Source organism: Cribrihabitans pelagius (assembly GCF_048820915.1).
Lineage (GTDB): Bacteria > Pseudomonadota > Alphaproteobacteria > Rhodobacterales > Rhodobacteraceae > Cribrihabitans_A > Cribrihabitans_A pelagius.
The window spans coordinates 101,334-124,759 of record NZ_JBMERR010000012.1 but is presented as its reverse complement, the minus strand read 5'-3'; the positions used below and the strand labels follow the sequence as shown (position 1 = coordinate 124,759).

Below are 23,426 nucleotides of genomic sequence, written 5' to 3'. Positions count from 1 at the left end.
GAAATTGCGGGGGCAGACCAGGCCTTCCCCCGCGAGAGGTGCTGAAATTACTCGGACTTCAATTTCCGCGCTTCGATGATCCCCTCATAGGCGGCGTGATCGATCGGATCGAAGCTCTTGGCCTCGCCCGCGGCCACGCCGTAGAAACAGTCGCGGTCGGTCTCGCTCAGCCCGTCCATCAGCTCGGTCATCTTCGCTTTCACATCTGCAGGCAGCGCCTTGCGCAGCACCACGGGGCCTTCCGGGATCGGCTTGGATTTCCAGATCTCGACCACGTCGTTCATATCGACCAGGCCCGCATCCACCGCGCGGCGCAGCGCGCCCGACTGGTAGCCGTCTTCCCACTCGCCGAGGCCGTCGGCCCAGGTCACGCCGCCGTCGACGTCGCCATTGGCAACCGAAACGATGGTCTGCTCGTGGCCGCCGGTGAACTTCACGTCTGCGAAGTAGTCGCCGGACTGCATGCTGGCGCCGGTCGCCTGCGGGATCTCGATCGAAGGGATCAGGTAGCCCGAGGTTGAGTTCGGATCGCCAAAGCCGAAGGTCTTGCCCTTCATGCCGTCCAGCGAGGTGATGCCGCTGTCCTTGCGGGCAAAGCCGACCGAGTAATAGCCGTAGCCGCCATCGGTGTTCACCTTGACCAGCACCGGCTCCACCGCCTCCGGGTCGCTCAGGTAGGTCTTGGCATAGGCCGAGGCGCCGAGCCAGGCCATGTCGATGGTGCCGCCCAGCAGGCCCTGGATCACGCCGTTATAGTCGGCCGGCGCGAACAGCTTGGTTTCCACGCCCAGGGCTTCCTCGGTGTATTCGCGCAGGCACTCGTTGTTGTTCAGACGATCCTGAGCGTTCTCGCCGCCAAGAATGCCGATGCGGAACCCGGTAATCCCTTCGGCCGAGGCCGCGGAGGCCAGGACAGTGGTGGAAAGGGCGGCAGCAATCAAAGTCTTCATCTCTTTTACTCCGGTTTGTCTTTCCCGGAGCGTGGCTGCCCCGGAACTCTGAAAATCCGTCAGGCGGTTACGGCAGCGCGGCGGCGCGCGAGGGGGATGGCGGGGTTCAGGCCGGGGACGGGGCCGCCCGGCTCTAGGGTTTCGATCGCGGTCGAGGTGGCGGCCTCGCTGAAGGCTTCGTCCGCACCGTAGATCTCGCGGGCGACGCCCGCGGTCAGCTGCCCGGGCAGCCCGTCAAACACGATGCGCCCGTCGCGCATGCCCACCACCCGGTCGCAGTAGCGCCGCGCGGTGTCCAGCGTGTGCAGGTTGGCGATCACCGTGCGGCCGTCCTCCTCGTGAATGCGGCGCAGGCTCTGCATCACGGTCTGGGCGTTCATCGGGTCGAGCGAGGCAATCGGCTCATCCGCCAGGATGATCGCCGGGTCCTGCATCAGCGCGCGGGCGATTGCCACCCGCTGCTGCTGCCCGCCCGAAAGCGCCTCGGCGCGCTTGGCGGCATGTTCGGCGATGCCCAGCCGCTCCAGGATATCGATGGCGCGGTGGATGTCGGCCGCGGGATAGAGGTTGAACAGCGCCGCCAGCACCGGGCGGCGGTTCAGCGTGCCATGAAGCACGTTGGAGACCACGTCCATCCGCGGCACCAGGTTGAACTGCTGGAAGATCATCGCGCATTGCGCCTGCCAGGCCCGCTTGGCGCGGCTCTTCAGCTGGGTGACCTCGCGGCCCTCAAACAGGATGCGGCCGCTGCTCGCGGTCTCCAGCCGGTTGATCATCCGCAAAAGCGTCGACTTGCCCGCGCCGGAGCGGCCGATGACGCCGATCATGCAGGGCTTGCCGATATCCAGCGTGGCATTGTCCACCGCGATCTTACCGCTGAAGGTCTTGCTCAATTTCTCGATACGCAGCACGGTCCCGGCCCCCTTCTTCGTTCGGGTTCTGGCTACGAGGAGCGCTCAACACCCATGTGTCGCTGCCGTGAAGGTTTTGTGACGCGCGCGAATGCAACCTGAAGCCGCGTCCACTGGCTGCGCAGGCGAACTGCCCCCTGTCAAACCTCAACGCAAGCGGCTATATGCGCCCCGACTCCCCGTTCTCCCGATGCAGAAGGAAACTGCCCAATGGGTTTTGACCGCAACATCAAGATCGCCCCCTCGATCCTCTCCGCCGATTTCGCCAACTTCGGCCAGGAAATCCGGGCCATCGAGGCGCAGGGCGCCGACTGGGTGCATGTCGACGTGATGGACGGCCATTTCGTGCCCAACCTCACCTTCGGCCCGCAAGCGGTGAAGGCCTTCCGCCCGCATGTGAAGACAGTGATGGACGTCCACCTGATGATCGCGCCGGTCGACCCCTATATCGAAGCCTACGCCGATGCCGGCGCCGACGTGCTGACCGCCCATGTGGAGGCAGGCCCGCACATCCACCGCACCCTGCAGGCGATCCGCGGCGCAGGTATGAAGGCGGGCGTTGCACTCAACCCCGGCACCCCGGCCGAAGCGGTGGCGCATCTCCTTGACCTCACCGACCTCATCTGCGTGATGACGGTGAACCCGGGCTTCGGCGGGCAGAAGTTCATCGACATGACCGCCAAGATCCGCAGCCTGCGCAGCATAATCGGCGACCGCCCGGTGCATATTGAGATCGACGGCGGTGTCGACCCCACCACCGCGCCCTTGGTGGCCGAAGCGGGCGCCGACGTGCTGGTCGCAGGCTCCGCCGTGTTCAAGGGCGGCTCGGTCGACACCCCGGAGGTCTACGGCGAAAACATCCGCAAGATCCGTGCCGCCACCCAAGGCACCTGGGCGTAAAGCGCGAGGGAAGCACTCCCGCCAATCGCCAGGCGCATCAAAGATGCGCCGCGCTTGTTGGGCCAGGCGCCGCGCGTTCCGCGCGGCGCTTTTTCGTGATACGGCCTGCGGCGGCGCCTCCAGCCCGGCAAAGCCGGGCCGCGCCCTGAGGGCCTTCGACGGGCCGGAAGGGCGCCCCCTGCCCGCGGCTCAGCTGCCCTTGTTCAGGTCGTCGAAGCTCTTGCCCTCCGCCACCAGCCGCTCCAGCAGCGGCGCGGTCTGCCAGAAGAAGTCATCCTCCTCAGCATAGCGACGGATATCCGCAAGCACCGCTTCCAGCCCCTGCAGGTCTGCCCATTTCAGCGGCCCGCCCCAGAAGCGCGGGAAGCCGTAGCCAAAGACCATCACCATATCCACGTCCAGCGGCCGCCGCGCGATGCCCTCGCCCACCACCTTGGCGGCCTCGTTCACCATCGCGCACATGTAGCGGCGCAGCACCTCGTCATCGCTGAAGTCACGCGGCGCGACTCCCTGCTCCGCCTGATCCTGCGCGATCAGCTCAGCCACCTTAGGGTTCGGCACGCCGCCGCGTCTGCCCTCCTCGTAAATGTAGAAGCCCTTTCCGGTCTTCTGGCCGAAATCGCCGCCCTCGCAGAGCATTTCGTAAAAGCGCGCCACCCGCTCGCGCGGATCACGGGTGGGCGCGCGGCGCTTGCGGGCGGCCCAGTTGATGTCGAGCCCGGCCAGATCGCCCATCGCAAACGGCCCCATCGGGAAGCCGAATCCGGTCACGACCTTGTCCACCTGAAAGGGCGAGGCGCCGTCCAGCACCGCGTATTCAGCCGCCTTGCGGTAGGCGTTCATGATCCGGTTGCCGATGAAGCCGTCGCAGATGCCGGAGCGCACCGCCACTTTCTTCAGCCGCTTGCCCAGCGCAAAACCAGTCGCCAGCACCTCTGGCGCGGTCTTCTCCGCCATCACGACCTCCAGGAGCTTCATCACATGCGCGGGCGAGAAGAAGTGCAGTCCGATCACATCCTGCGGCCGCGAGGTTGCCGCAGCGATCTCGTCCACATCCAGGTAGGAGGTATTGCTCGCCAGCACCGCGCCCTGCTTGCAATGGGCATCCAGCTTGCCGAAGACCTCGCGCTTCACGCCCATGTCCTCGAACACCGCTTCCACCACCAGGTCGACGTCCGAAAGCGCGGCGTAGTCCGTCGCCACGGTCAGCGCCTCGCCGGTGAGCTGGGTGTACTGTGCCTCGCTGATCTTGCCCCGCTTCAGGGCGCCCTTCAGGTTGCCCTCGATCCGGCTCCGCGCGGCCTCCACCGCCGCTGCGGTCATCTCAATCAGCACCACCGGCAGATCCGCCAGCAGCGCCGCGGTGGCGATGCCCGCCCCCATGGTGCCGCCGCCGATCACCCCCATCGAGGCCACCTCCCGCGGGTCAACCCCCTCCAGCTCCGGCAGCTTGCTCACCGCGCGCTCGGCAAAGAACGCATGGATGAGCCCCTGCCGCTGGTCCGAGGCCATCAGCTCCATGAACAGTTCCCGCTCGTGCTTGAGACCCGCCTCGAAGCTATCCGCCTCGGCAGCCGCCTGCACCGCGCGCACCGCCACCGCGGGCGAGAGCTGGCCGCGGCCCTTCTTCAGTGTCGCCGCGTAGACCGCATCGAAATCCCCCGCTTCCGGCGCCGGCATCTCGCCCACCGCCCGGCGCGGCGCGCCCTTCTTCAGCAGCTCCTGCGCGTAGGCCAAGCCGATCTCGCGCGGATCGCCATCCTCGATCCGGTCGATCACGCCCTTCTCCAGCGCCTCCGCGGCCGGGATATGGCGCCCCGTGGTGATCATCTCCAGCGCCGCTTCCGTTCCGGCCACCCGCGGCAGCCGCTGGGTGCCGCCTGCGCCGGGCAGGATCCCAAGGTTCACCTCCGGCAGCCCCATCTTGGCCGAGGGCACCGCGATCCGGTATTGCGAGGACAGTGCCACCTCCAGCCCGCCGCCCAGCGCCGTGCCGTGCAGGGCGGAGACCACGATCAGCGGCGAGGCCTCGATCCGGCTGCACAGGTCCGGCAGCGAAGGCTCCTGCGGCGGCTTGCCAAACTCGCGGATGTCGGCGCCCGCGAAATAGGTCCGCCCCTCGCCGTAAATCAGCACCGCCCGGGCGCCCTCCTGCTCGGCGCGCTCGATCCCGGCCAGAAGGCCGCGGCGCACATCCGCGCTTAGCGCGTTCACCGGCGGGTTCTGCGCCTTCAGGACGGCGATCTCGCCCACCCGTTCATATGCAATGGCTTCGGTCATCTTTCTTCCTCTCTCCTCCCCGCCCGCCGCCAGGCGGCTCTGGGGCTCATCCGATAGGGCCACAGCAGCACCCCCGCGCCAAGCCCAGCGGGCCGCAACGCCGGCCGGCTCGCCTCGCATGTAACAAACTTTCAGGCCACATGGAACTTGCGAAACTTTCCTGCTGCTCCTCAGCTGCGCGCCAAGGGACGCCGACGCCCGGCATTCCTTCCGCCACGTCACCTTTTCACTTTCCTGAAGATGCTCGCGAGGCGCCGCCGCCGGCCTGCCCCACGGGATTCAGACATTTTAAATATCGATTCTCTATGGTTGCCACACTTAGTATAAGGGCAAGCGGCATGTCTCTCATCGGGCTTTGGGCCTTTTGGACCGGCGACGGAAACGGCAAGGATACATCCGGCAACGCCAATGACGCCGTTTTCCACAATGGAGCCGTTCAGGACAATGCCGGCGCCGCGACCTTCGATGGCGTGAATGATTATGTTGAGATCGCGGACGCGCCGCAATATGCGCTGACCGAAGGCACCATCCGCACCACGTTTACCGCGGCGAATGGCAGTTTCGACGGCCACCGCAGCACGAATATCAACGACGGACGCCTTCAAACGCTGGTCTCCCGCGACTCCAGCGGCTACGATGGCGGTGGACATCTGACCATCATGGTTGACGGGGACGGCTCGCTATTGGTGCGCCACCAGTCCGCCACTCAGGATTATTACATCCACACCGCTGGGGGTCTGATCACCGAGGGCCAGGCAGCCGACCTCGTTTACGAGTTCAGCCCCACTGGCGGCATGATCCTCTATGTGGACGGCGTTGCCGTCGGCACCAACAGCGATGCGGTGACAAATGGCGATTCCCTCGCCCTGTCACAAAACAACGAACCCTGGACGCTGGGAGCCAGCCAAGGGTCCAGCGGCGACAACACCGCCGACAACTTGCGGCAGTTCTTCGAAGGCTCGATCGGGCATTTCGAGATCTACAGCGACGCCCGGGCGCCATCCGAGCTCAACACCCTGCACGACATGTCCGACGGCCAGGATGACGGCATAATCACCGGCACCTCGGAAAATGACACCATCTACGGCGGCAACAGCGTAGGCGAGCCGGATGGCGGCGCCGTCGCCCATGACACCATAGATGCCGGCGCCGGGGATGACCTCGTTTATGCCGGCGATGGCGACGATCTGGTCCAGGGCGGCGCGGGCCATGACACCCTCAAGGGCAGCGGCGGCAATGACACGCTCCGCGGCGGCGGCGGCGATGACGTCCTCTACGGCGACAGCGGCGACGATGCCCTGTCCGGCGGTGCGGGTGATGACACGCTGCAGGGCGGCACCGGCAGCGACACGCTCACCGGCGGCTCTGGCAATGACGAGATCCACACCGGCGACGGCGACGACCTCCTGATCTTCGAGCAGAGCGCCGGGCACACGGTGGTCCTGGATTTCGATATCGGCGACGACGACACCGACGGATTCTCCAACGACCAGCTCGACGTGACCGGCCTGCGGGACGCCACCGGACAGCCGGTTTCAGTCTGGGACGTCAGCGTCAGCGGCGACGGCCACGGCAACGCGGTGCTGACCTTCCCCGAGGGCGAAACCATCACTTTCTACGGCATCACCCCCGGGCAGATGACCACCCAGCAGATGATCGCCTCGGGCATTCCCTGCTTCACCGCGCAGACGCTGATCCGCACGCCAAACGGGCTGCGGGAAGCCGGCGGTTTGCAGCCGGGCGACCCGGTCTGCACGCTGGACCGGGGCGTGCAGCCGGTGGTCTGGGCCGGCAGCCGCACGTTGGGGCCAGAGGAACTCGCCGCACACCCGAACCTGCGCCCCGTGCTCCTCTCCGCCCGCTGGACAGGCACCGGCCGCAGCCTCACGGTATCGCCGCAGCACGGCATTGCGGTCCGCACCGCCGGCGGTCGGCAACTGCTGGCGCGCGCCATCCAGCTGGCGCGCCTGAAGGGCGGCGCGGCGCGGGTACTCAGGGGCGCCAGATCGGTCACCTACGTGCACCTCCTGCTGCCGCAGCACAGCCTGCTCTGCTCCGAGGGCCTGGCGACGGAGAGCTTCTACCCCGGCCCCCGCGCCCTGTCCTGCCTGTCGCCTGCCGCGCTTCTCCAGCTTGCCGCCGCGCTGCCGGAGCTCGGCCGGCAGCAGGCCAGCGCAGCCTACGGCGTGCCTGCCCTGCCCTATGCCCGCCGCAAGGAACTGCCCGCCCATATCCGCGCGCTGCGCCCGCTGCGGGACGGAACGCCGCAAACCTCCCGGCCAGTCTGAGACGCCCGGGCCGCCACAGCGCCTGGTAGCCTGCCCCGGAACGGCCCACGCGGCGGCCGGGTCCATTCAAGCCGTTTGCCGTTCTCTCCACGCCGCGCCCCGCCACGACACTTGCGCGGCCGCGCCCCGGCCGCCAGGGCTCACCTCCGCGGCACCGGCCCGCGGTATTTCGCGGTCAGCTCCGGGTCCAGCTCTTCGGGCTTGTAGACGCCCAGCAGGATGCCCTTGCGGTCCGAGGCGCCGCGCCGGGCGATGATCTCCGCATCCGGCAGGGTGATCCGCTGCGACATTCGCAGCCCCCAGGCCCGGAGCCGTTCGTACATCAGCGCGATCACGCCGCGGTGCGCGGCACTGGCGCCCAGATCCTCCAGCTCGCCCGGATCTTTTTCCAGGTCGAACAGCATCGGCCGCAGCCCGCCCTCCGCATGCATGAACTTCCAGCGCTTGTCCGCCACCATGAACAGCCGCGCGTCCTTCGGAGCGAGCCCCAGCATCGCGCATAGCGGCATGGTCGAATAGTCGAACTCCGAGACCGCAAACTCCCGCCATTCCGGCCGCTCGCCCCGGATCAGCGGCATCAGCGAGCGCCCCTCCAGGATATGCGATGCAGGTTCCCCGCCCGCCGCTTCCAAGAATGTGGGCAGGAGGTCGATCGCCTCCACCAGCGCGTCGCAGACCGTGCCGCGGGTGACATCGGCCTCGGGCCGCGGGTCATAGACGATCAGCGGCACCTTGACCGAGACCTCGTGGAACAGGTTCTTCTCCCCCAGCCAGTGATCGCCCAGGTAGTCGCCGTGATCAGAGGTCAGCACGATCATCGTGTCCTGCATGCGGCCGGTCTCCTCCAGCCAGGCAAACAGCCGGCCCATCTGGTCGTCGGCCTGTTTGATCAGCCCCATGTAAGCGGGGATCACCTTCTGCCGCACTTCCTCCCGGCTGAAGGCGCGGCCGATCGGATTGTCCATCATGCCGGCAAAGACCGGATGCGGACCTTGGCGCTCGCGCTCGCTGCGCTGCGCGGGCAAGACGTGCTCCGGCCCGTACATATCGTGGTAAGGCGCCGGTACGATATAGGGCCAATGCGGCTTGATGTAGCTCAGATGCGCGCACCAGGGGCTTTCGGACTGGCTGATGAAGTCCATCGCCTGCGTCGTGAGCCAGGGGGTCTCGCTGTCCTCCTCGGCAATATTGGCGGGCTTGTCCGCATTGACCATGAACCAGCCCGAGGCGATGTCCCCGTCCACCGCCCCCGCATTGGCGAAATCGGCCCAGGGGTTTTCGCCCGGGTAGCCCTTTGCCTTGAGGTACTCGTTGTACGGGCTGCGCCCCGGGTCATAGAAGCCGTCAGGCCCCTCCGCCCAAAGACCGTCGTCGCGCACGAAAGGGTCAAAGCCGCATTCCGCCTGGCGCACGCCGATCAGGCTGTCGGGAGCGAGCCCCAGCCGCGCCATGCCCTCTGCATCCGCCGCCATATGGGTCTTGCCGATCAGGTGGCAGCCCATGCCCGCCTTGCGCAGATGGTCGCCCATGGTCCATTCGCCCACCCGCAGCGGATAGCCGTTGAACTGCACCCCGTGGCTGGACGGGTAGCGCCCGGTATAGCTCGACATCCGCGAGGAACCGCAGGTGGGCGATTGCACGTAGGCGCGCGAGAACCGCACGCCCCTGGCGGCCAGCGCGTCGATATGCGGCGTCCGCAAGTAGGGATGGCCCGCGCAGCTCAGGTAATCAAAGCGCAGCTGATCGAACATGATGTAGAGAATATTCATCTGGGCCTCCCCGCCGCGCTGCCTGTATTGACCCTGCGACTATTGAACAGGTGAAGCAGAATGGCGAGGACGAATGCCGCCCCCGGCCCGCCCAGCGCCCCGCTCCTAGCCAGCCAGCCTGACCGCCCGCCTGCCAGCCTGTCTGCCAGTCAAATGGCGCCCTCCGGAGAGGGCGGACACCAAGCGTTACACGCAGCCGCCGCAGCCCCTGCGGCAAGGGCGGGGGCCAGCCATGCCGCCCTCGGCCGGAGGGCGCGATCTCCCCGAGCAGCGCACCTGCGCGCACCTCGCAGGCGGACCCGACGGGGAGCGAGACCACCTTGTCCGCCACACCGGCAGGAATCTCGTGCTGCATCATCATCGCTTCCAGCCCTGCCAGGCGGCTGCCCGGCTCCACACTGCCGCCGACCCCGGCACAGACCTCCAGCAGGCTGCCGTGCACCGGGGCGGTGACATGGCAGCCTGCCTGGCCGCTGGCACCGCCCGCGGCGCGGGCCTCTGCCCCGGCTGTCAGTTGCGCCACCCGGAAGAACCGCCCGAAGGCTGCTGCATACTGGATGCCATCCTCCAGCGGTGCCGCACGCGGGTTTGCGCGCTGCCCGTCCACACGCATTCCGGCGCCGCTGCCGGTCACCGCATGGCTGGCCCCTCCGGCCGTGACTTCCAGCTGCCTGGTGCGGCCCGAGACCGTCCCCATCTGCCGCTTGCCCCCGGCGTCCAGCGGGAACCGGGAGCGCAGCGCGCCCTGGCTGGACCGGCCCGGCAGCTCTCCGGGCAGACCCGCCGCGGTGGCGGTCTCCGCCTGCTACGCCTCATAGAGCAGCGCCGCGCGCCCAAAAACAACGCCCAAGAAGGCCTATATCCGCGCCGCCCTGCGCCACCCTGCGCCACCTGCAGATGCGCCAGCGCCTTGCGCAGGCAGTCACGGTTGCTCACTACCCCGCACAGCACGCCGCTGCCAAGGCCTTCCATGAGCCGCCGCAAAGCCACTGCCCGGCTGGCGCCATGCGCAATCACCTTGGCGGGCAGCGGAGCGCAGAAAGGCGGCACCTCCTGCCGCGTGGCAATCCCCGCATGGACCCGCAGCCCCTTTCCTTCCGCAGGCCGCCAAAGCGCGGTCCGCCCGGCCTGCGGCAGGAAGGCCTGGGCGGGATCCCCGGCATGAAGCCGCGCCTCGATCGCGCGGCCAGAGAACGCCACATCCTCCTGCGCCGGCGGCGCGCCCCTGACCGCCGCCCATCACCCAGGTCATCGGGTTGGGCCAGGTGAACAGGAAATCCGCTCCAGAGGCGGAGCCGCACATTCCGCAATTCCCGGCCCGAAGCTGACCCCGGTGCAGAGCGCGACCTTCGGCGCTCGCAGGCTGGTCAACGCCCGGGTCATCTTGGCGCCCTGCTTGATCATGCCCGCGCGCTCAAATTCGGTGCCGGCGATGTAACCGGTGGTATTGTTGACGAAGGCAACCGGCGCACCCGCCTGCTCCATCGCCTGCAGGAATTGCGTGGCCTTGGCGGCGCCGTCCGGCTCGGCCGGGCCGTTGTTGCTCAAGGTGCCGGCCCGCCCATGATCCGCGCTTGCAGGCAGAGCCTCACCGCGCCCAGACCGGCGCTTGAACTCCCGCAAGTCCGAGCAGTCCACATACCGCGCCGCCATCCCGCGCATGCCGTAAGGGGTGCGATTGCCCACCGTCACCGCGCCCGCGGTCCTTTGCAGGTCCAGCTCCGGCGGGGCGGAACCCTTGGCCGCGGCAGGGGGAGCCCAGCCTAGCCCAGCCCCGCCACGACCTCGCGCGCAGTCCCGGTACCGTGGGCATCGTCCTCAGCGAGGCAGTCGGCGAGGCCCGCCACCTCCGCATGCAACTCGCCACCGCCATGGTCCGCATCGCTTGCCGCCTCACCGGTCGCGTCCTGCACCGGGGTTGCACCGGCCAGCAACGCCATGCCGTTGCCCGGACCCCGATCACATAAACGCCAGCCCTCGGCTGATGGGCGCCGCGCGCGGTGGAGGCGCCGTGCAACTTCGTGATCACCGGGATGCCCGCCGCCGTTGGCGCTGGCACTTTCGGCCAGATGGACAAAGGGCAGCTTCCGGTCCGCCCCCGCCTGCGTCAGTGTGACAGCAGAGAAACCGCAGATCACATCCGGCAGCGCCTAAGCCTGCGGAACGCCCGTTTCATCGAGCATCTGCTCTGCCACTGCCGCCCGTGAAACCAGGCCGTCCGGGCCTGCGGGCTTCACCGGATCGAAGCAGCCATCGGCCGCCACCTCCGCAATCTGATAGCCGGTCGCCGCCATGCGCTCGGCCACCTCCCGCCAGCCGGTGAAATCACCAACTGTCTCCTGCGGGCTGCACTCCGGCAGGTGTCGGGACAGGCTGCCCTGCGCAAGGCGGTCCAGATCTTCAGCCCCCAGCCAAAGTGATGGAGGCAGGCGTCAATGCTGGCGATCTTGTCCAGCGGCAGAAGGCCGGTTCCGGTGACCATCTCTTGCAGAGCGGTCTCCGGCAGTTCCTCACCCCGCGGCACCAGGCCGCCGCCCTCCACCACCGCCACGCTCCTTGAATGACCGTGCCGCGCGATCTCGTCTCTCAGCGCGGCGGCGCAGGCCTCGGGGTTCACGCCGCCGGCGCTGGAAACCACCCGCACCTTCTGAGCGGCAATCGCCGCAAGGTTTGGCGGCATTGCGGCCGCAACGAAACCGGAGGCATGGCCCGCCTGCGGGTCCCGGAACCGGGCGCGGGCCGGGGTCGCCATGGTGAACCCGGCCAGGTAGCCGTAGACGAGGAAATCCCTCCGCCGCCGTGGCTGCGCGACGCGGCGCCGCCCCTGCTGCAACCTCACGCGGTGGAATGTTACAGAATTTCGCCAATCACTGATCACTCGTTACAAATATCTTGCCGCGAATCATCTTCCGGCGTATCACCGACCCAACGGTCGGCTTATCTGCCGCCGGCACGCCGCCTGTGAGGAGACGCGAACACTATGGAAGCTTTCATCTGCGATGCCACCCGCACCCCCATCGGCCGCTACGGCGGCGCGCTGAGCCAGGTCCGCACCGACGATCTTGCTGCCGCGCCGATTGCCGCGCTGATGGCGCGCAACCCGCAGGTGGACTGGGCCAGCATCGACGACGTGATCTTCGGCGACGCCAACCAGGCCGGCGAAAGCAACCGCAACGTCGCGCGCATGGCCGCCCTGCTGGCGGGCCTGCCGGTGGATGTGCCGGGCACCACGATCAACCGGCTCTGCGCCTCCGGCATGGACGCGGCGGGCATGGCCGCACGCGGGATCCGCTCGGGCGACTATGACATGGCCATTGCCGGCGGCGTCGAAAGCATGAGCCGCGCGCCCTTCGTGATGCCCAAGGCCACTTCCGCATTCACCCGCGCCAACGCGGTCTATGACACCACCATCGGCTGGCGCTTCGTGAACCCGAAGATGGAGCAGATGTACGGCACCGACTCGATGCCGCAGACCGCCGACAACGTGGCCGAGGATTACGGCGTCTCCCGCGAGGACCAGGACGCTTTCGCGGCGCGCAGCCAGGCCCGTTGGGCCGCCGCGCAGGAGGCCGGCGTCTTCGCCCATGAGATCACCCCGGTCACCATCCCGCAGCGCAAGGGCGATGCGCTGGTGGTCGACACCGACGAGCACCCCCGCCCCGGCACCTCAGCCGAAAAGCTGGCGGGCCTGAAGGGCGTCAACGGCCCGGACAAGAGCGTGACCGCGGGCAATGCCTCCGGCGTGAACGACGGCGCCGCGGCGATCCTGCTGGCGAATGAGGCGGCGGTCAGCAAGAACGGCCTCACCCCGATTGCCCGCATCGTCGGCATGGCGGCGGCGGGCGTGGAGCCGCGCGTGATGGGCATCGGCCCGGTGCCCGCCACCCGCAAGCTGCTCGCCCGCACCGGCCTCACCATCGGGCAGATGGACGTGATCGAACTGAACGAGGCTTTTGCCTCGCAAGGTCTGGCGACGCTTCGGGAACTTGGCGTTCCGGACGATGCGCCCCATGTTAATCCTAATGGCGGCGCCATCGCACTGGGCCACCCGCTCGGCATGTCGGGCGCGCGGCTCGTGCTGACCGCCGCCTACCAGCTGCAGCGCACCGGCGGGCGCTATGCGCTCTGCACCATGTGCGTTGGCGTCGGTCAGGGCACCGCCCTGATCCTGGAACGCGTGTAACCCGGTTAACCCCTGACGGGAGGTACAAGTCATGTATGCACAGATGGTGAAGTCCGAGGTGACGCAGGACGATCCCGAGAAGCTCGCCGCCTTCCAGGCGCGCATCGACGCGGGCGAGAAGATCGAGCCGAAGGACTGGATGCCCGCGGGCTACCGCAAGACGCTGATCCGCCAGATCGGCCAGCACGCGCATTCCGAAATCGTCGGCCAGCTGCCCGAGGGCAACTGGATCACCCGCGCCCCAACGCTGGAGCGCAAGGCGATCCTTCTGGCCAAGGTGCAGGACGAGGCGGGACACGGGCTCTACCTTTACTGCGCGGCAGAAACGCTGGGCGTGTCGCGCGACGAGCTGACCGAGATGCTGCTCGACGGGCGCATGAAGTATTCGTCGATCTTCAACTACCCAACGCTGAACTGGGCCGATATCGGCGCGGTGGGCTGGCTGGTCGATGGTGCTGCGATCATGAACCAGGTGCCGCTGCAGCGGACATCTTATGGCCCCTATTCGCGCGCGATGATCCGTGTTTGCAAGGAGGAAAGCTTCCACCAGCGCCAGGGCTATGACGCGATCCGCCGCATGGCGGAAGGCACGCCGGAGCAAAAGAAGATGGCGCAGGATGCGCTCAACCGCTTCTGGTATCCGTCGCTGATGATGTTCGGGCCTTCCGACAAGGACTCGGTGCATTCGGCGCAGTCGATGGCCTGGAAGATCAAGATGAACACCAACGACGAGCTGCGCCAGAAGTTTGTCGACCAGACCGTGCCGCAGGCCGAATACCTCGGCCTTACCGTGCCGGACGAGAACCTGAAGTGGAACGAGGAACGCGGCCACTACGACTTCTCGGAACCGGACTGGAGCGAGTTCTTCGAGGTGATCAAGGGCAACGGCCCCTGCAACACGGACCGGCTCGCCGCCCGCAACACGGCCTGGGACGACGGCAAATGGGTGCGCGACGGCATGCTGGCCCACGCCCGCAAGAAAGCCGCCCGCAAACACGCCGCCGAATGAGCCACATGAGTGCGCGCCCCGCCCGGCCGGGGCCGCCGCAGCCAGGAGTATCCGAGTCATGAAAAACGAATGGCCCCTCTGGGAAGTCTTCATCCGCGGCCAGCACGGCATGAGCCACCGCCACGTGGGCTCCCTGCATGCGCCCGACGCCGAAATGGCGATCAAGAACGCCCGCGACGTCTACACCCGCCGCAACGAGGGCGTGTCGATCTGGGTGGTCGAGGCCGCGGCCATCACCGCCTCCTCGCCCAGCGACAAGGGCCCGCTCTACGAGCCGTCCGAGTCCAAAGTCTACCGCCACCCGACTTTCTTCGACATCCCCGAAGAAGTGGGGGCGATGTGATGACCGCCGCAGCCGCCAAAGCTAAAGCCGCGCTCAGCCAGGACGAGGCGTTCGAGCAGTTTCTACTGCGGATGGGCGACAGCACGCTGATCCTCGGCCACCGCGTCAGCGAATGGTGCGGCAACGCGCCGGTGCTGGAGGAGGACATCGCGCTCGCCAATATCGCGCTGGACCTGATCGGCCAGACCCAGATGTGGCTCGGCCTTGCTGCCGAGGTGCAGAGCGAGGGCAAGACCGCCGACGATCTCGCCTTCCTGCGCGACGCCTGGGACTTCCGCAACCTCCTGCTAGTCGAGATGCCGAACGGCGATTTCGGCCAGACCCTGATGCGCCAGTTCCTGTTCGACGCCTGGCACTCGCTGATGCTGGAGCGGCTGAAGGCGTCCTCGGACGAGCGCGTGGCCGCGATTGCCGGGAAGGCATCGAAGGAGGTGGCCTACCACCTCGAACGCTCCAAGGACACGGTGGTTTCCTTGGGCGACGGCACCGGGGAAAGCCACACCCGCATGCAGGCGGCGCTGGATTACCTGTGGCCTTATGTGGGCGAGATGTTCCAGTCCGACGAAGCGGACGCCGTCATGGCGGACGCGGGCATCGCCCCAGATCCGGCGAGCTTGCGCGAGGAGTACGACGCGCTGGTGACCCGGGTGCTGGGCGAGGCGACCCTGAAGATCCCCGAAAGCCGCTATGGCCACACGGGTGGCCGCACCGGCCGGATGCACACCGAGCATCTGGGCCATCTTTTGACCCAGATGCAATGGCTGCAACGCGCCTACCCCGGCGCCAAATGGTAAGCCGGTAGCCAGCCAAGCCGGTTTCCTGCAAGGAAACCGGCCCGGAATTATCGAATAATTCCGGCCCCCGCCGCCGGCGGCGCGCCTGCCAGTGCCCGGCGTCTGTGCCGGGCGGATCAGCCAATGAGGATTTCCGCATGAGCCAAACTGCCGAAAAGCCTGCCGAAAAGCCCAGCATCGACCAGATCTGGGAGTGGCTCGACGCCGTGCCGGACCCGGAAATCCCGGTGATCTCGCTGGTCGATCTTGGCGTCATCCGCGGCGTCGAATGGCAGGGCGAAACCCTCGTAGTCACCCTTACCCCGACCTATTCCGGCTGCCCCGCCACCGCGGTGATCCAGATAGACGTCGAAACCGCACTGCGCGCTCGTGGCATCTGCGATCTGAAGCTGAAGACCCAGATCGCCCCCGCCTGGACCACCGGCTGGCTGTCGGAAAAAGGCCGCGCCAAGCTGGAGGATTACGGCATCGCCCCGCCCCAGCCCGCGGGCGGGCCGGAGAAATGCCCGCTTTGCGGCAGCAAACATGTCACCAAGGTCAGCCAGTTCGGCTCGACCCCCTGCAAGGCCCACTGGCGCTGCCAGGACTGCCTCGAACCTTTCGACTATTTCAAGTGCATCTGAGGAGACCTCCATGGCGCGCTTTCACGATCTTGAAGTCACCGACGTCCGCAAGACGATCCGCGATGCGGTTGTCGTCTCCCTGAAGCCCGCGGAGGATGCCGCGGGGGCGTTCGGCTTCACGCAAGGGCAGTACCTGACCTTCCGCCGCGACTTCGACGGCGAGGAGCTGCGCCGCAGCTATTCGATCTGCGCAGGCCGCGATGAAGGCATCCTGCAGGTCGGCATCAAGCGCGTTGACGGCGGCGCCTTCTCGACCTGGGCCAATACCGAGCTGAAAGCGGGCGACACCCTGCAGGCGATGCCGCCGATGGGCAGCTTCTTCACACCGCTCGAAGCGGGCGCGGAGAAGCACTACCTGGGCTTTGCGGGCGGCTCCGGCATCACGCCGGTGCTGTCGATCCTCAAGACCACGCTGGCGGCCGAGCCCCATTCCTCCTTCACGCTGGTCTATGCCAACAAGGGCGTGAACACGATCATGTTCCGCGAGGAGCTGGAGGATCTGAAGAACCTGCACATGGGCCGTCTCAACGTCATCCACGTGCTGGAAACGGACGCGCAGGAGATCGATCTCTTCACCGGCCTGGTGACCGAGGAGAAATGCGCGCAGCTCTTCGAGCACTGGATCGACATCAAATCGGTCGACACCGCCTTCATCTGCGGCCCGGAGCCGATGATGCTCGGCATCGCCAGCGCCCTGCGCAAGGCGGGGCTCGGCGAGGAGCAGATCAAGTTCGAACTGTTCGCCTCCGCCCAGCCCGGCCGCGCCAAGCGGAAAACCGTGGCGGGCGGCACCGCCTCCGGCGCCAACCAGACCAAGGCCGCCATCACGCTCGACGGCGCGACGCAGACCATCGAGATGGGCAAGGACGTCACGATCCTCGATGCGGCGCTGGAAAACGCGATGGATGCGCCCTACGCTTGCAAGGCCGGGGTCTGCTCCACCTGCCGCTGCAAGGTGCTGGAAGGCGAGGTCGAGATGGTCGCCAACCACGCGCTCGAGGACTACGAGGTGGAGAAGGGCTATGTGCTGAGCTGCCAGGCTTATCCGGTGACCGACCGCGTGGTGGTCGACTACGATCAGTAACGGCTGGCCCGAGGGAGGAACCGCCATGACGGACGAGATGAGCATCGCAAGCTACCTGGAACAGGGCGGGGTGCTCAGCAACCCGTCCAACGTGCCGCCGCGTTACCGCGCCGAGCTGTTGAAGCTGATGGCGACCTTTGTCGACAGCGAGCTCGCGGGCGCTGCGGGCTTTGCCGACATCATCAACGAAGGCCCCGGCATCAAGGCCCGCATCGCCGCCGCCCGCATCGTGCTGGAGAAGACCGGCCACGCGGGCCAGGTGCTGCGGCTGATGGGCGAGTTCGGCGCCAATACCGAGCGCTACGCCGACCACCACCCCTGGACCGCCCGGCTGGAGCGCGGCGCCGACATCGGCCAGAGCCGCAGCAAGCACGACATGCGGCTGGCGGTGTTCAACTACCCGCTGGAGGGCTGGGGTGATGCGGTGGTGATGAACCTCCTGATGGGGCGCGCGGTGGCAGTGCAGCTGGAGGAGCTCACCCATGTCTCCTACCAGCCGCTGGCCGAAGCCTTCCGCGTTATCCTGCCTGTCGAGACGCATCACGCGGAACTCGCTGAAGAAGGGCTGATGCAGCTGGTGGAACGGGAAGGTCCGGCGCTGCTGCAGGAACACGCGGACTACTGGTGGCCGCGGGTGGCCGCGAGCTTCGGCTCGGAATCCTCGGAGAAATTCGAAGGCTTGAAGGCCATGGGCCTGCGCCGCACCCCGAACGCCGATCTCAAGGCCCGCTGGGAGGCCGACGCCGGCGCGATCCTCGAAAACGCCGGGCTGCGCAGGCCGGGTTGAAAACTGGTCCAGATAACCTGGCCTTACTGAAGCGCGCCGCAGGTCAAAAAGGCACACCAGCCCCTCCCGCCCGGCCTGCATCCAATGAATTGGACTTGCCCTGTTGGGTCGCGCGCGCCTGGCGGCGCGGGAGGGCAGTATGACCGCCGGAGCCGCCAGAGCGGCCCCGTGCGACGGGCCGCAACCGGGTCAGCAAGTCTGACCGAATGTTTCGCGCGCGAAACATTTGGCGGCGTTGTTTTCGGGCTCCGCATCTCTCAGCGAACTCCGCTTTATTGCACGTGAAACATTGCCTTACAGGCGGCTCCGGACGGGTCATGACAGGCCGGAAAAAGGTCTGGACGGCTGACCCATCCCGCCCTACGCTCCCGGCGGAGCGAACGATGGAGAGAGCCATGGCGGCGGGCAGCGCGATCCGGACCTATTTCAACGGCACCTGGCACGACGGCAACCCGGCCGTTCTGCGCGCGGCCGATCACGCCATGTGGCTGGGCTCGATGGTTTTTGACGGCGCGCGGCTGTTCAACGGGCTGACCCCGGACCTGGACCTGCATTGCGCCCGCGCAAATGCCTCGGCCGAGGCGCTGATGATGGCGCCGACGCACACGCCGGAGCAAATGGTGGAGATCATCCGCGAGGGGCTGAAAGGCTTTGCCCCCGGTGCCGCGGTCTACATCCGGCCGATGTACTGGGCCGCGGATGGCGATCCTTCGCTGATCGTGCCGGACGCCGGCAGCACGCAGTTTGCGGTCTGCCTGGAGGAAATTCCGATGGCGCCGCCCACGGCCAGCACCACGCTGACCCGGACCCGCTTCCGCCGCCCGGTGCTGGAAAGCGCAGTGGTGAACGCCAAGGCCGGCTGCCTGTATCCCAACAACGCGCGGATGCTGCGCGAGGCTCGGTCCAAGGGGTTCGGCAACGCGCTGGCGCTGGACGCGATGGGCAATGTCGCCGAAGCCGCCACTGCCAATATCTTCATGGTGCGCGGCGGCGAGGTCTTCACGCCGGTGCCGAACGGCACCTTCCTCGCAGGGATCACCCGCGCGCGCCACATCAGGAACCTGCGCGCCGATGGGGTGGCAGTGCATGAATGCGTGCTCACCTGCGAGGATTTCGAGGACGCCGACGAAGTGTTCCTCTCCGGCAACATGAGCAAGGTGACCCCGGTCACCGCCTTCGACGAGACCCGCTACCAGACCGGGCCGGTGGCGGCGCGGGCGCGCGAGATGTACTGGGACTGGGCCGCCAGCGAAGCGTGAGCCGCGGCTGCTGGAAATTGGCCGCGCAGGGCCCCTCCCGCCGGCTCCGGACGCGGCTGTGCAGCTCCCTTTCCGGTTGGGCCGGGCACCGTGCTGCCGCACCGTGCCGCGACGCGCGAAAGCGCGGCGCCACGCCCAAAACCGCCTGGGGCGCGCCGGCGCAGCCGGAGGGCTCCGTGTGCGCGGGAGAGCTCCCCTCCCGCCGCCGCCGCTTGCGCACCCGGGCGGGCCGCCCTTGCCTGACCGGCCGCCTTGCGCCATGATCCCCGGCGGAGCAGAGAGAGAGCGGATATGCGCAAATTCCTTGTGGTACTGGACGACAGCCGCGAATGCCTGAACGCGATGCGTTTTGCCGCCATGCGGGCAGCGCATACCGGCGCCGGGGTGACCATCCTGTCGGTGATCCCGCCGGACGAGTTCAACCACTGGATCGGCGTCGGCGAAGTGATGCGGGAGGAGGCGCGCGAGCGTATCCACGCCCATTTCGAGGTTTTTGCCAAGTGGATGCGCGACCGCCAGAACGTCGACCCGGAGCTGGTGATCCGCGAGGGCGAGGCGGTGCCGGAGATCCTCGACTATATCGAAGGAGATCCGGAGATCGGCGTCCTGGTGCTGGGCGCGGGCACCGGGCGCAAGGGGCCAGGGCCGCTGGTCACCCAGCTCACCAAGAATTCGGGCACTCTGCCGGTGCCGATAACCATCGTGCCGGGCGATCTCAGCAAGGAAAAGCTGGAGGCGATCACCTGACGGGGCAGCGGGGCAGCGGGGCAAGGGCGATGCACGGCAGGATCACCTTCTGGTTCGAATTCGCCTCCACCTATTCCTACCTCAGCGCCATGCGGATCGGCGAAGCCGCTGCGGCGCGCGGCGTCTCAATCACCTGGAAACCCTTCCTGCTGGGGCCGGTCTTTGCCGCCCAGGGCTGGGACACCTCCCCGTTCAATATCTACCCGGCCAAAGGGCGCTACATGTGGCGCGACATGGAGCGGATCTGTGCGGCCCGCGGGCTGCCTTTCCGCCGCCCTGATCCCTTTCCGCAGAACAGCCTGCGGGCGGCGCGGCTGGCCATGGCCGCCGCGGAGCAGGACGGGATCGAGGCGTTCTCGAAAGCGGTGTTCCGGGCAGAGTTCGCGGAAGGCGCCGATATTTCCAGCGATGCGACCCTTTTGGACTGCCTGCGCAAGGCGGGACTGGACGCGGCGCTGCTGGACCGCGCCGGGGCGCCTGAAATCAAAACGGCGCTGCGCGCGCAGGCCGAGGCCGCCATGGCGGCGGGCATTTTCGGCGCGCCCAGTTTCTCCAGCGGCGCGGAATTGTTCTGGGGCGACGACCGTCTGGAGCAAGCCCTGGAGCACGCCCGCGAGCACGCGGGCGGCAGCGTATGATTTAGAACTGTTCCAAAACTTGACTTGCCCGGCGCCAGGGCGCATATCGGTGGCACGCTTTACGGAGGCCCGAGATGTTCATTCAGACCGAATCCACGCCCAACCCGGCGACGCTGAAATTCCTGCCGGGCCAGACCGTCCTGGAGGCGGGCACCGCCGATTTCGCCAGCGCCGAAGCCGCCGCCCAATCGCCGCTGGCCGCGCGCATCTTTGCGGTCGACGGCGTGACCGGGGTGTTCTTCGGCAATGATTTCGTCACCGTGACCAAGGCGGACGCCGTCGAGTGGGACCACATCAAGCCAGCGATCCTGGGCGCGGTGATGGAGCACTACCAGTCCGGCCAGCCGGTGATGGCGGGCGGCGCTTCGGACCCGGCCTCGGGCCATGCCGAACACTCCGGCGAGGACGAAGAAATCGTCAACCAGATCAAGGAGCTGCTGGACAGCCGGGTGCGCCCGGCGGTGGCTCAGGACGGCGGCGACATCACCTTCCACGGTTTTGACCGCGGCGTGGTCTACCTGCACATGCAGGGCGCCTGCGCGGGCTGCCCGTCCTCGACCCTGACGCTGAAGATGGGCATCGAGAACCTGCTGCGCCATTATATCCCGGAAGTCACCGAGGTGCGCCCGGTTGCCGTCTGACCGGCTGCGAAAGGACATTGCATGACCTCCGAACCGCTGGTTCTGGGATTTGACACATCGGCCGCGCATTGCGCGGCCGCTTTGCTGCGCGGCAGCGACGTGCTGGTCTGCCGCCTGGAAGAAATGAGCCGCGGCCAGGCCGAGCGGCTGATGCCGCTGCTGGAGGAGGTGCTGGCCGAGGGCGGCGCTTCCTGGCAGGACCTTGCCGCGATCGGCGTTGGCGTCGGCCCCGGCAATTTCACCGGTATCCGTATCGCGGTTTCGGCCGCGCGCGGGCTGGCGCTGGGGCTGGAGATCCCGGCCGTGGGCGTCGACGGGTTTGAGGCGCGCGCCGCGGAAGGCACGCTGGCCGCGGTGCCGGCGCCGCGCGATCAGGTCTATGCCGCCCTGCCCGGCCAGCACGGGAGGGAGGCGCCGCGTCTGATGCCGCGCGCAGCGGCCGAGGAGGCCGCCCGCGGCGCCGGGCTGGCGTTTGCGCCCGAGGCAAGCCCCGCGGGGATAGCCGAAGCCATCGCGCGCATCGCCATCACCCGGCTTGATGGCCCCGTCGAAGCCCCGGCGCCGCTTTACCTGCGCGCCGCCGATGCCGCGCCTGCCCGCGACCTGCCGCCCGTTCTTCTCGATGGCCGTTCTCCCCGATGACTGAGGCGCTTCTGCCACAGGTGATGGCGGACACCCACGCCGCCGCCTTCACCCAGTCGCGCCCCTGGAGCGCGGCCGAGTTCACCGCCCTGCTGGAAAGCCCGCTGAATTTCGCCATCGGAGATGCGCGCGCCTTTGCGCTGGTGCGGGTGGTGGCGCAGGAGGCCGAGCTGTTGACCATCGCCACCGCGCCCGCGCACCGCCGCCGGGGGCTGGCGCGTGCCACCATGGCGGGCTGGGCCGCCGAGGCCCGCCGCCGCGGTGCGCTGGAGGCCTTCCTGGAGGTGGCCGAGGACAACATGCCGGCACAGGCGCTGTATCACGCCTGCGGGTTCGCGCTTTGCGGACGCCGGTCCGGCTATTACCCGCGGGAGGGGCGCGCGGCGGCCGATGCGCTGCTGATGCGGGCATACTTACGTTAGGCAACGCGCGCGGATTCCGCACCAGATGGTCAAAAACCTGTTGACCGTCTCCCCGGGCTCCGGGCTAAATTGCCGCACCTACAGGGCCCGAACAGGGCCCGGCCGCCGGCATTGGCCGATGGCTCAAAAAAAACAGAATGCAGTGGGAGTATCCTGATGACCCTGATGAAATCGCTGATGGGCGCAGCCGCGTCGCTGGCCCTGACCGCCGGTGCTGCGCTTGCCGAACCGGCGCTGATTTTCGACCTGGGCGGCAAGTTCGACAAGTCCTTCAACGAGGCTGCTTTCAACGGCGCCAAGCGGTGGGCCGAGGAAACCGGCGAGAGCTATCGCGAGATCGAGCTACAGTCCGAAGCCCAGCGCGAACAGGCTCTGCGCCGCTTTGCCGAGGCCGGCGCCAACCCGATCGTGATGGTGGGCTTTGCCTTCGCCGACGCGCTTGGCCAGGTGGCAGCGGATTATCCGGATACCAAATTCGTCATCATCGACATGGTGGTCGAAGGCGACAACGTGCGCTCGGTGGTGTTCAACGAGCATGAGGGCTCCTATCTCGTCGGCATGATGGCGGCGATGGCGTCCAAGTCCGATACCGTCGGCTTCATCGGCGGCATGGACATCCCGCTGATCCGCAAATTCGCCTGCGGTTACGCTGAGGGCGTGAAGGCCGCCAAGCCCGATGCCAAGGTGATCGCCAACATGACCGGCACCACCCCTGCCGCCTGGAACGACCCGGTGAAGGGCTCCGAGCTGACCAAGGCGCAGATCTCCCAGGGCGCCGATGTGGTCTATGCCGCTGCCGGCGGCACCGGCGTGGGCGTGCTGCAGACCGCCGCCGACGAGGGCATCCTGTCGATCGGCGTGGACAGCAACCAGAACCACCTGCATCCGGGCAAGGTGCTGACCTCGATGACCAAGAACGTCGGCAACGCCGTGTTCGAGGCCTTCCAGGACGGTGCGGACATGGAGACCGGCTTCTCGGTCATGGGGCTTGGCAATGGCGGCGTCGGCTATGCGATGGACGAGCACAACGCCGAGCTGGTCACCGAGGAGATGCAGGCCGCGGTGGACGAAGCCGCGGAGAAAATCGCGTCGGGCGAGATCGAGGTGCATGACTACATGTCGGATGACAGCTGCCCTGCGCTGAGCTTCTGAGTCA

25 protein-coding genes and 1 pseudogene are annotated in these 23,426 nt (G+C 67.5%); 16 read left to right on the top strand and 10 right to left on the bottom strand.

Annotated elements, in window-relative coordinates; all coding sequences use genetic code 11:
* Positions 1 to 47 precede the first annotated feature (47 nt).
* Positions 48 to 950, bottom strand: a complete 903-nt coding sequence (gene phnD / locus ACOHX0_RS12455) for a phosphonate ABC transporter substrate-binding protein (RefSeq protein WP_420677127.1) — start codon at positions 948 to 950, stop codon at positions 48 to 50.
* A gap of 59 nt (positions 951 to 1,009) precedes the next feature.
* Entirely contained in the window at positions 1,010 to 1,861 is an 852-nt protein-coding gene (phnC, locus tag ACOHX0_RS12450) for a phosphonate ABC transporter ATP-binding protein (protein ID WP_420677126.1), read from the bottom strand.
* A gap of 210 nt (positions 1,862 to 2,071) precedes the next feature.
* Here phnC and rpe point away from each other — a divergent pair, with 210 nt between their 5' ends.
* On the top strand, positions 2,072 to 2,761 hold the full coding sequence (gene rpe / locus ACOHX0_RS12445; RefSeq protein WP_420677125.1) for a ribulose-phosphate 3-epimerase: 690 nt from the start codon (positions 2,072 to 2,074) through the stop codon (positions 2,759 to 2,761).
* A 189-nt stretch (positions 2,762 to 2,950) separates the two neighbouring features.
* Here rpe and ACOHX0_RS12440 read toward each other — a convergent pair whose 3' ends face one another.
* Positions 2,951 to 5,041, bottom strand: coding sequence for a 3-hydroxyacyl-CoA dehydrogenase NAD-binding domain-containing protein (locus ACOHX0_RS12440; protein WP_420677123.1), 2,091 nt, complete (start codon positions 5,039 to 5,041; stop codon positions 2,951 to 2,953).
* A 338-nt stretch (positions 5,042 to 5,379) separates the two neighbouring features.
* Between ACOHX0_RS12440 and ACOHX0_RS12435 the strand changes: the two genes are divergently transcribed.
* Positions 5,380 to 7,329 (top strand): Hint domain-containing protein, encoded by a 1,950-nt coding sequence (locus tag ACOHX0_RS12435; RefSeq protein WP_420677122.1) that lies wholly within the window; start codon positions 5,380 to 5,382, stop codon positions 7,327 to 7,329.
* A gap of 140 nt (positions 7,330 to 7,469) precedes the next feature.
* Here ACOHX0_RS12435 and ACOHX0_RS12430 read toward each other — a convergent pair whose 3' ends face one another.
* The 7 genes and pseudogenes from ACOHX0_RS12430 to ACOHX0_RS12400 form a co-directional block, all read right to left on the bottom strand.
* The gene (locus ACOHX0_RS12430) at positions 7,470 to 9,098 is read right to left on the bottom strand and encodes a sulfatase-like hydrolase/transferase (RefSeq protein WP_420677120.1); all 1,629 of its coding nucleotides are present in this window, start codon (positions 9,096 to 9,098) and stop codon (positions 7,470 to 7,472) included.
* The gene (locus ACOHX0_RS12425) at positions 9,058 to 9,711 is read right to left on the bottom strand and encodes an acyl-CoA carboxylase biotin carboxyl carrier protein subunit (protein ID WP_420677158.1); all 654 of its coding nucleotides are present in this window, start codon (positions 9,709 to 9,711) and stop codon (positions 9,058 to 9,060) included. Before ACOHX0_RS12425 ends, ACOHX0_RS12430 begins: the two co-directional genes overlap by 41 nt.
* A 17-nt stretch (positions 9,712 to 9,728) precedes the next feature.
* Positions 9,729 to 10,298, bottom strand: a complete 570-nt coding sequence (locus ACOHX0_RS12420) for a hypothetical protein (RefSeq protein ID WP_420677118.1) — start codon at positions 10,296 to 10,298, stop codon at positions 9,729 to 9,731.
* A 48-nt stretch (positions 10,299 to 10,346) separates the two neighbouring features.
* Complete coding sequence (locus ACOHX0_RS12415; protein ID WP_420677116.1) at positions 10,347 to 10,790, bottom strand: carboxyl transferase domain-containing protein; 444 nt, start codon at positions 10,788 to 10,790, stop codon at positions 10,347 to 10,349.
* Between the two features lie 71 nt (positions 10,791 to 10,861).
* The gene (locus tag ACOHX0_RS12410; protein ID WP_420677115.1) at positions 10,862 to 11,038 is read right to left on the bottom strand and encodes a carboxyl transferase domain-containing protein; all 177 of its coding nucleotides are present in this window, start codon (positions 11,036 to 11,038) and stop codon (positions 10,862 to 10,864) included.
* A gap of 210 nt (positions 11,039 to 11,248) precedes the next feature.
* Positions 11,249 to 11,458: an acyclic terpene utilization AtuA family protein gene (locus ACOHX0_RS12405; RefSeq protein WP_420677156.1), complete on the bottom strand. Its 210-nt coding sequence runs from the start codon at positions 11,456 to 11,458 to the stop codon at positions 11,249 to 11,251.
* Between the two features lie 140 nt (positions 11,459 to 11,598).
* A pseudogene (locus ACOHX0_RS12400) lies at positions 11,599 to 11,850 on the bottom strand (acyclic terpene utilization AtuA family protein); the annotation flags it as partial.
* A gap of 228 nt (positions 11,851 to 12,078) precedes the next feature.
* On the opposite strand from ACOHX0_RS12400, the gene pcaF reads away from it, so the two are divergent.
* The 14 genes from pcaF (at position 12,079) to ACOHX0_RS12330 (ending at position 23,422) form a co-directional block, all read left to right on the top strand.
* On the top strand, positions 12,079 to 13,281 hold the full coding sequence (pcaF, locus tag ACOHX0_RS12395) for a 3-oxoadipyl-CoA thiolase (RefSeq protein WP_420677113.1): 1,203 nt from the start codon (positions 12,079 to 12,081) through the stop codon (positions 13,279 to 13,281).
* Between the two features lie 31 nt (positions 13,282 to 13,312).
* Complete coding sequence (gene paaA, locus ACOHX0_RS12390; protein ID WP_420677112.1) at positions 13,313 to 14,290, top strand: 1,2-phenylacetyl-CoA epoxidase subunit PaaA; 978 nt, start codon at positions 13,313 to 13,315, stop codon at positions 14,288 to 14,290.
* A 58-nt stretch (positions 14,291 to 14,348) separates the two neighbouring features.
* Positions 14,349 to 14,633, top strand: a complete 285-nt coding sequence (gene paaB, locus ACOHX0_RS12385; RefSeq protein WP_420667695.1) for a 1,2-phenylacetyl-CoA epoxidase subunit PaaB — start codon at positions 14,349 to 14,351, stop codon at positions 14,631 to 14,633.
* Complete coding sequence (gene paaC, locus ACOHX0_RS12380) at positions 14,633 to 15,427, top strand: 1,2-phenylacetyl-CoA epoxidase subunit PaaC (protein WP_420677110.1); 795 nt, start codon at positions 14,633 to 14,635, stop codon at positions 15,425 to 15,427. Before paaB ends, paaC begins: the two co-directional genes overlap by 1 nt.
* Before the next feature lie 137 nt (positions 15,428 to 15,564).
* A complete protein-coding gene (gene paaD / locus ACOHX0_RS12375) occupies positions 15,565 to 16,050 on the top strand; it encodes a 1,2-phenylacetyl-CoA epoxidase subunit PaaD (protein WP_420677108.1) in 486 nt (161 codons plus the stop codon).
* Between the two features lie 10 nt (positions 16,051 to 16,060).
* Positions 16,061 to 17,134 carry a 1,2-phenylacetyl-CoA epoxidase subunit PaaE gene (gene paaE, locus ACOHX0_RS12370; RefSeq protein WP_420677107.1) on the top strand — a complete coding sequence of 358 codons (1,074 nt, stop codon included), beginning with the start codon at positions 16,061 to 16,063 and terminating at the stop codon, positions 17,132 to 17,134.
* Between the two features lie 25 nt (positions 17,135 to 17,159).
* Positions 17,160 to 17,921: a Phenylacetic acid catabolic protein gene (locus ACOHX0_RS12365; protein ID WP_420677105.1), complete on the top strand. Its 762-nt coding sequence runs from the start codon at positions 17,160 to 17,162 to the stop codon at positions 17,919 to 17,921.
* A gap of 395 nt (positions 17,922 to 18,316) precedes the next feature.
* On the top strand, positions 18,317 to 19,180 hold the full coding sequence (locus tag ACOHX0_RS12360; RefSeq protein ID WP_420677154.1) for a branched-chain amino acid aminotransferase: 864 nt from the start codon (positions 18,317 to 18,319) through the stop codon (positions 19,178 to 19,180).
* A 291-nt stretch (positions 19,181 to 19,471) separates the two neighbouring features.
* Entirely contained in the window at positions 19,472 to 19,927 is a 456-nt protein-coding gene (locus ACOHX0_RS12355; protein WP_420677103.1) for a universal stress protein, read from the top strand.
* 29 nt (positions 19,928 to 19,956) lie between these two features.
* Entirely contained in the window at positions 19,957 to 20,565 is a 609-nt protein-coding gene (locus ACOHX0_RS12350; RefSeq protein ID WP_420677101.1) for a 2-hydroxychromene-2-carboxylate isomerase, read from the top strand.
* Positions 20,566 to 20,639: 74 nt separating this feature from the next.
* The gene (locus tag ACOHX0_RS12345) at positions 20,640 to 21,206 is read left to right on the top strand and encodes a NifU family protein (protein WP_420677099.1); all 567 of its coding nucleotides are present in this window, start codon (positions 20,640 to 20,642) and stop codon (positions 21,204 to 21,206) included.
* A gap of 21 nt (positions 21,207 to 21,227) precedes the next feature.
* The gene (gene tsaB, locus ACOHX0_RS12340; RefSeq protein ID WP_420677098.1) at positions 21,228 to 21,848 is read left to right on the top strand and encodes a tRNA (adenosine(37)-N6)-threonylcarbamoyltransferase complex dimerization subunit type 1 TsaB; all 621 of its coding nucleotides are present in this window, start codon (positions 21,228 to 21,230) and stop codon (positions 21,846 to 21,848) included.
* Positions 21,845 to 22,270 carry a GNAT family N-acetyltransferase gene (locus ACOHX0_RS12335; RefSeq protein ID WP_420677096.1) on the top strand — a complete coding sequence of 142 codons (426 nt, stop codon included), beginning with the start codon at positions 21,845 to 21,847 and terminating at the stop codon, positions 22,268 to 22,270. Before tsaB ends, ACOHX0_RS12335 begins: the two co-directional genes overlap by 4 nt.
* A gap of 156 nt (positions 22,271 to 22,426) precedes the next feature.
* Positions 22,427 to 23,422 carry a BMP family lipoprotein gene (locus ACOHX0_RS12330; protein ID WP_420677094.1) on the top strand — a complete coding sequence of 332 codons (996 nt, stop codon included), beginning with the start codon at positions 22,427 to 22,429 and terminating at the stop codon, positions 23,420 to 23,422.
* Positions 23,423 to 23,426 lie beyond the last annotated feature (4 nt).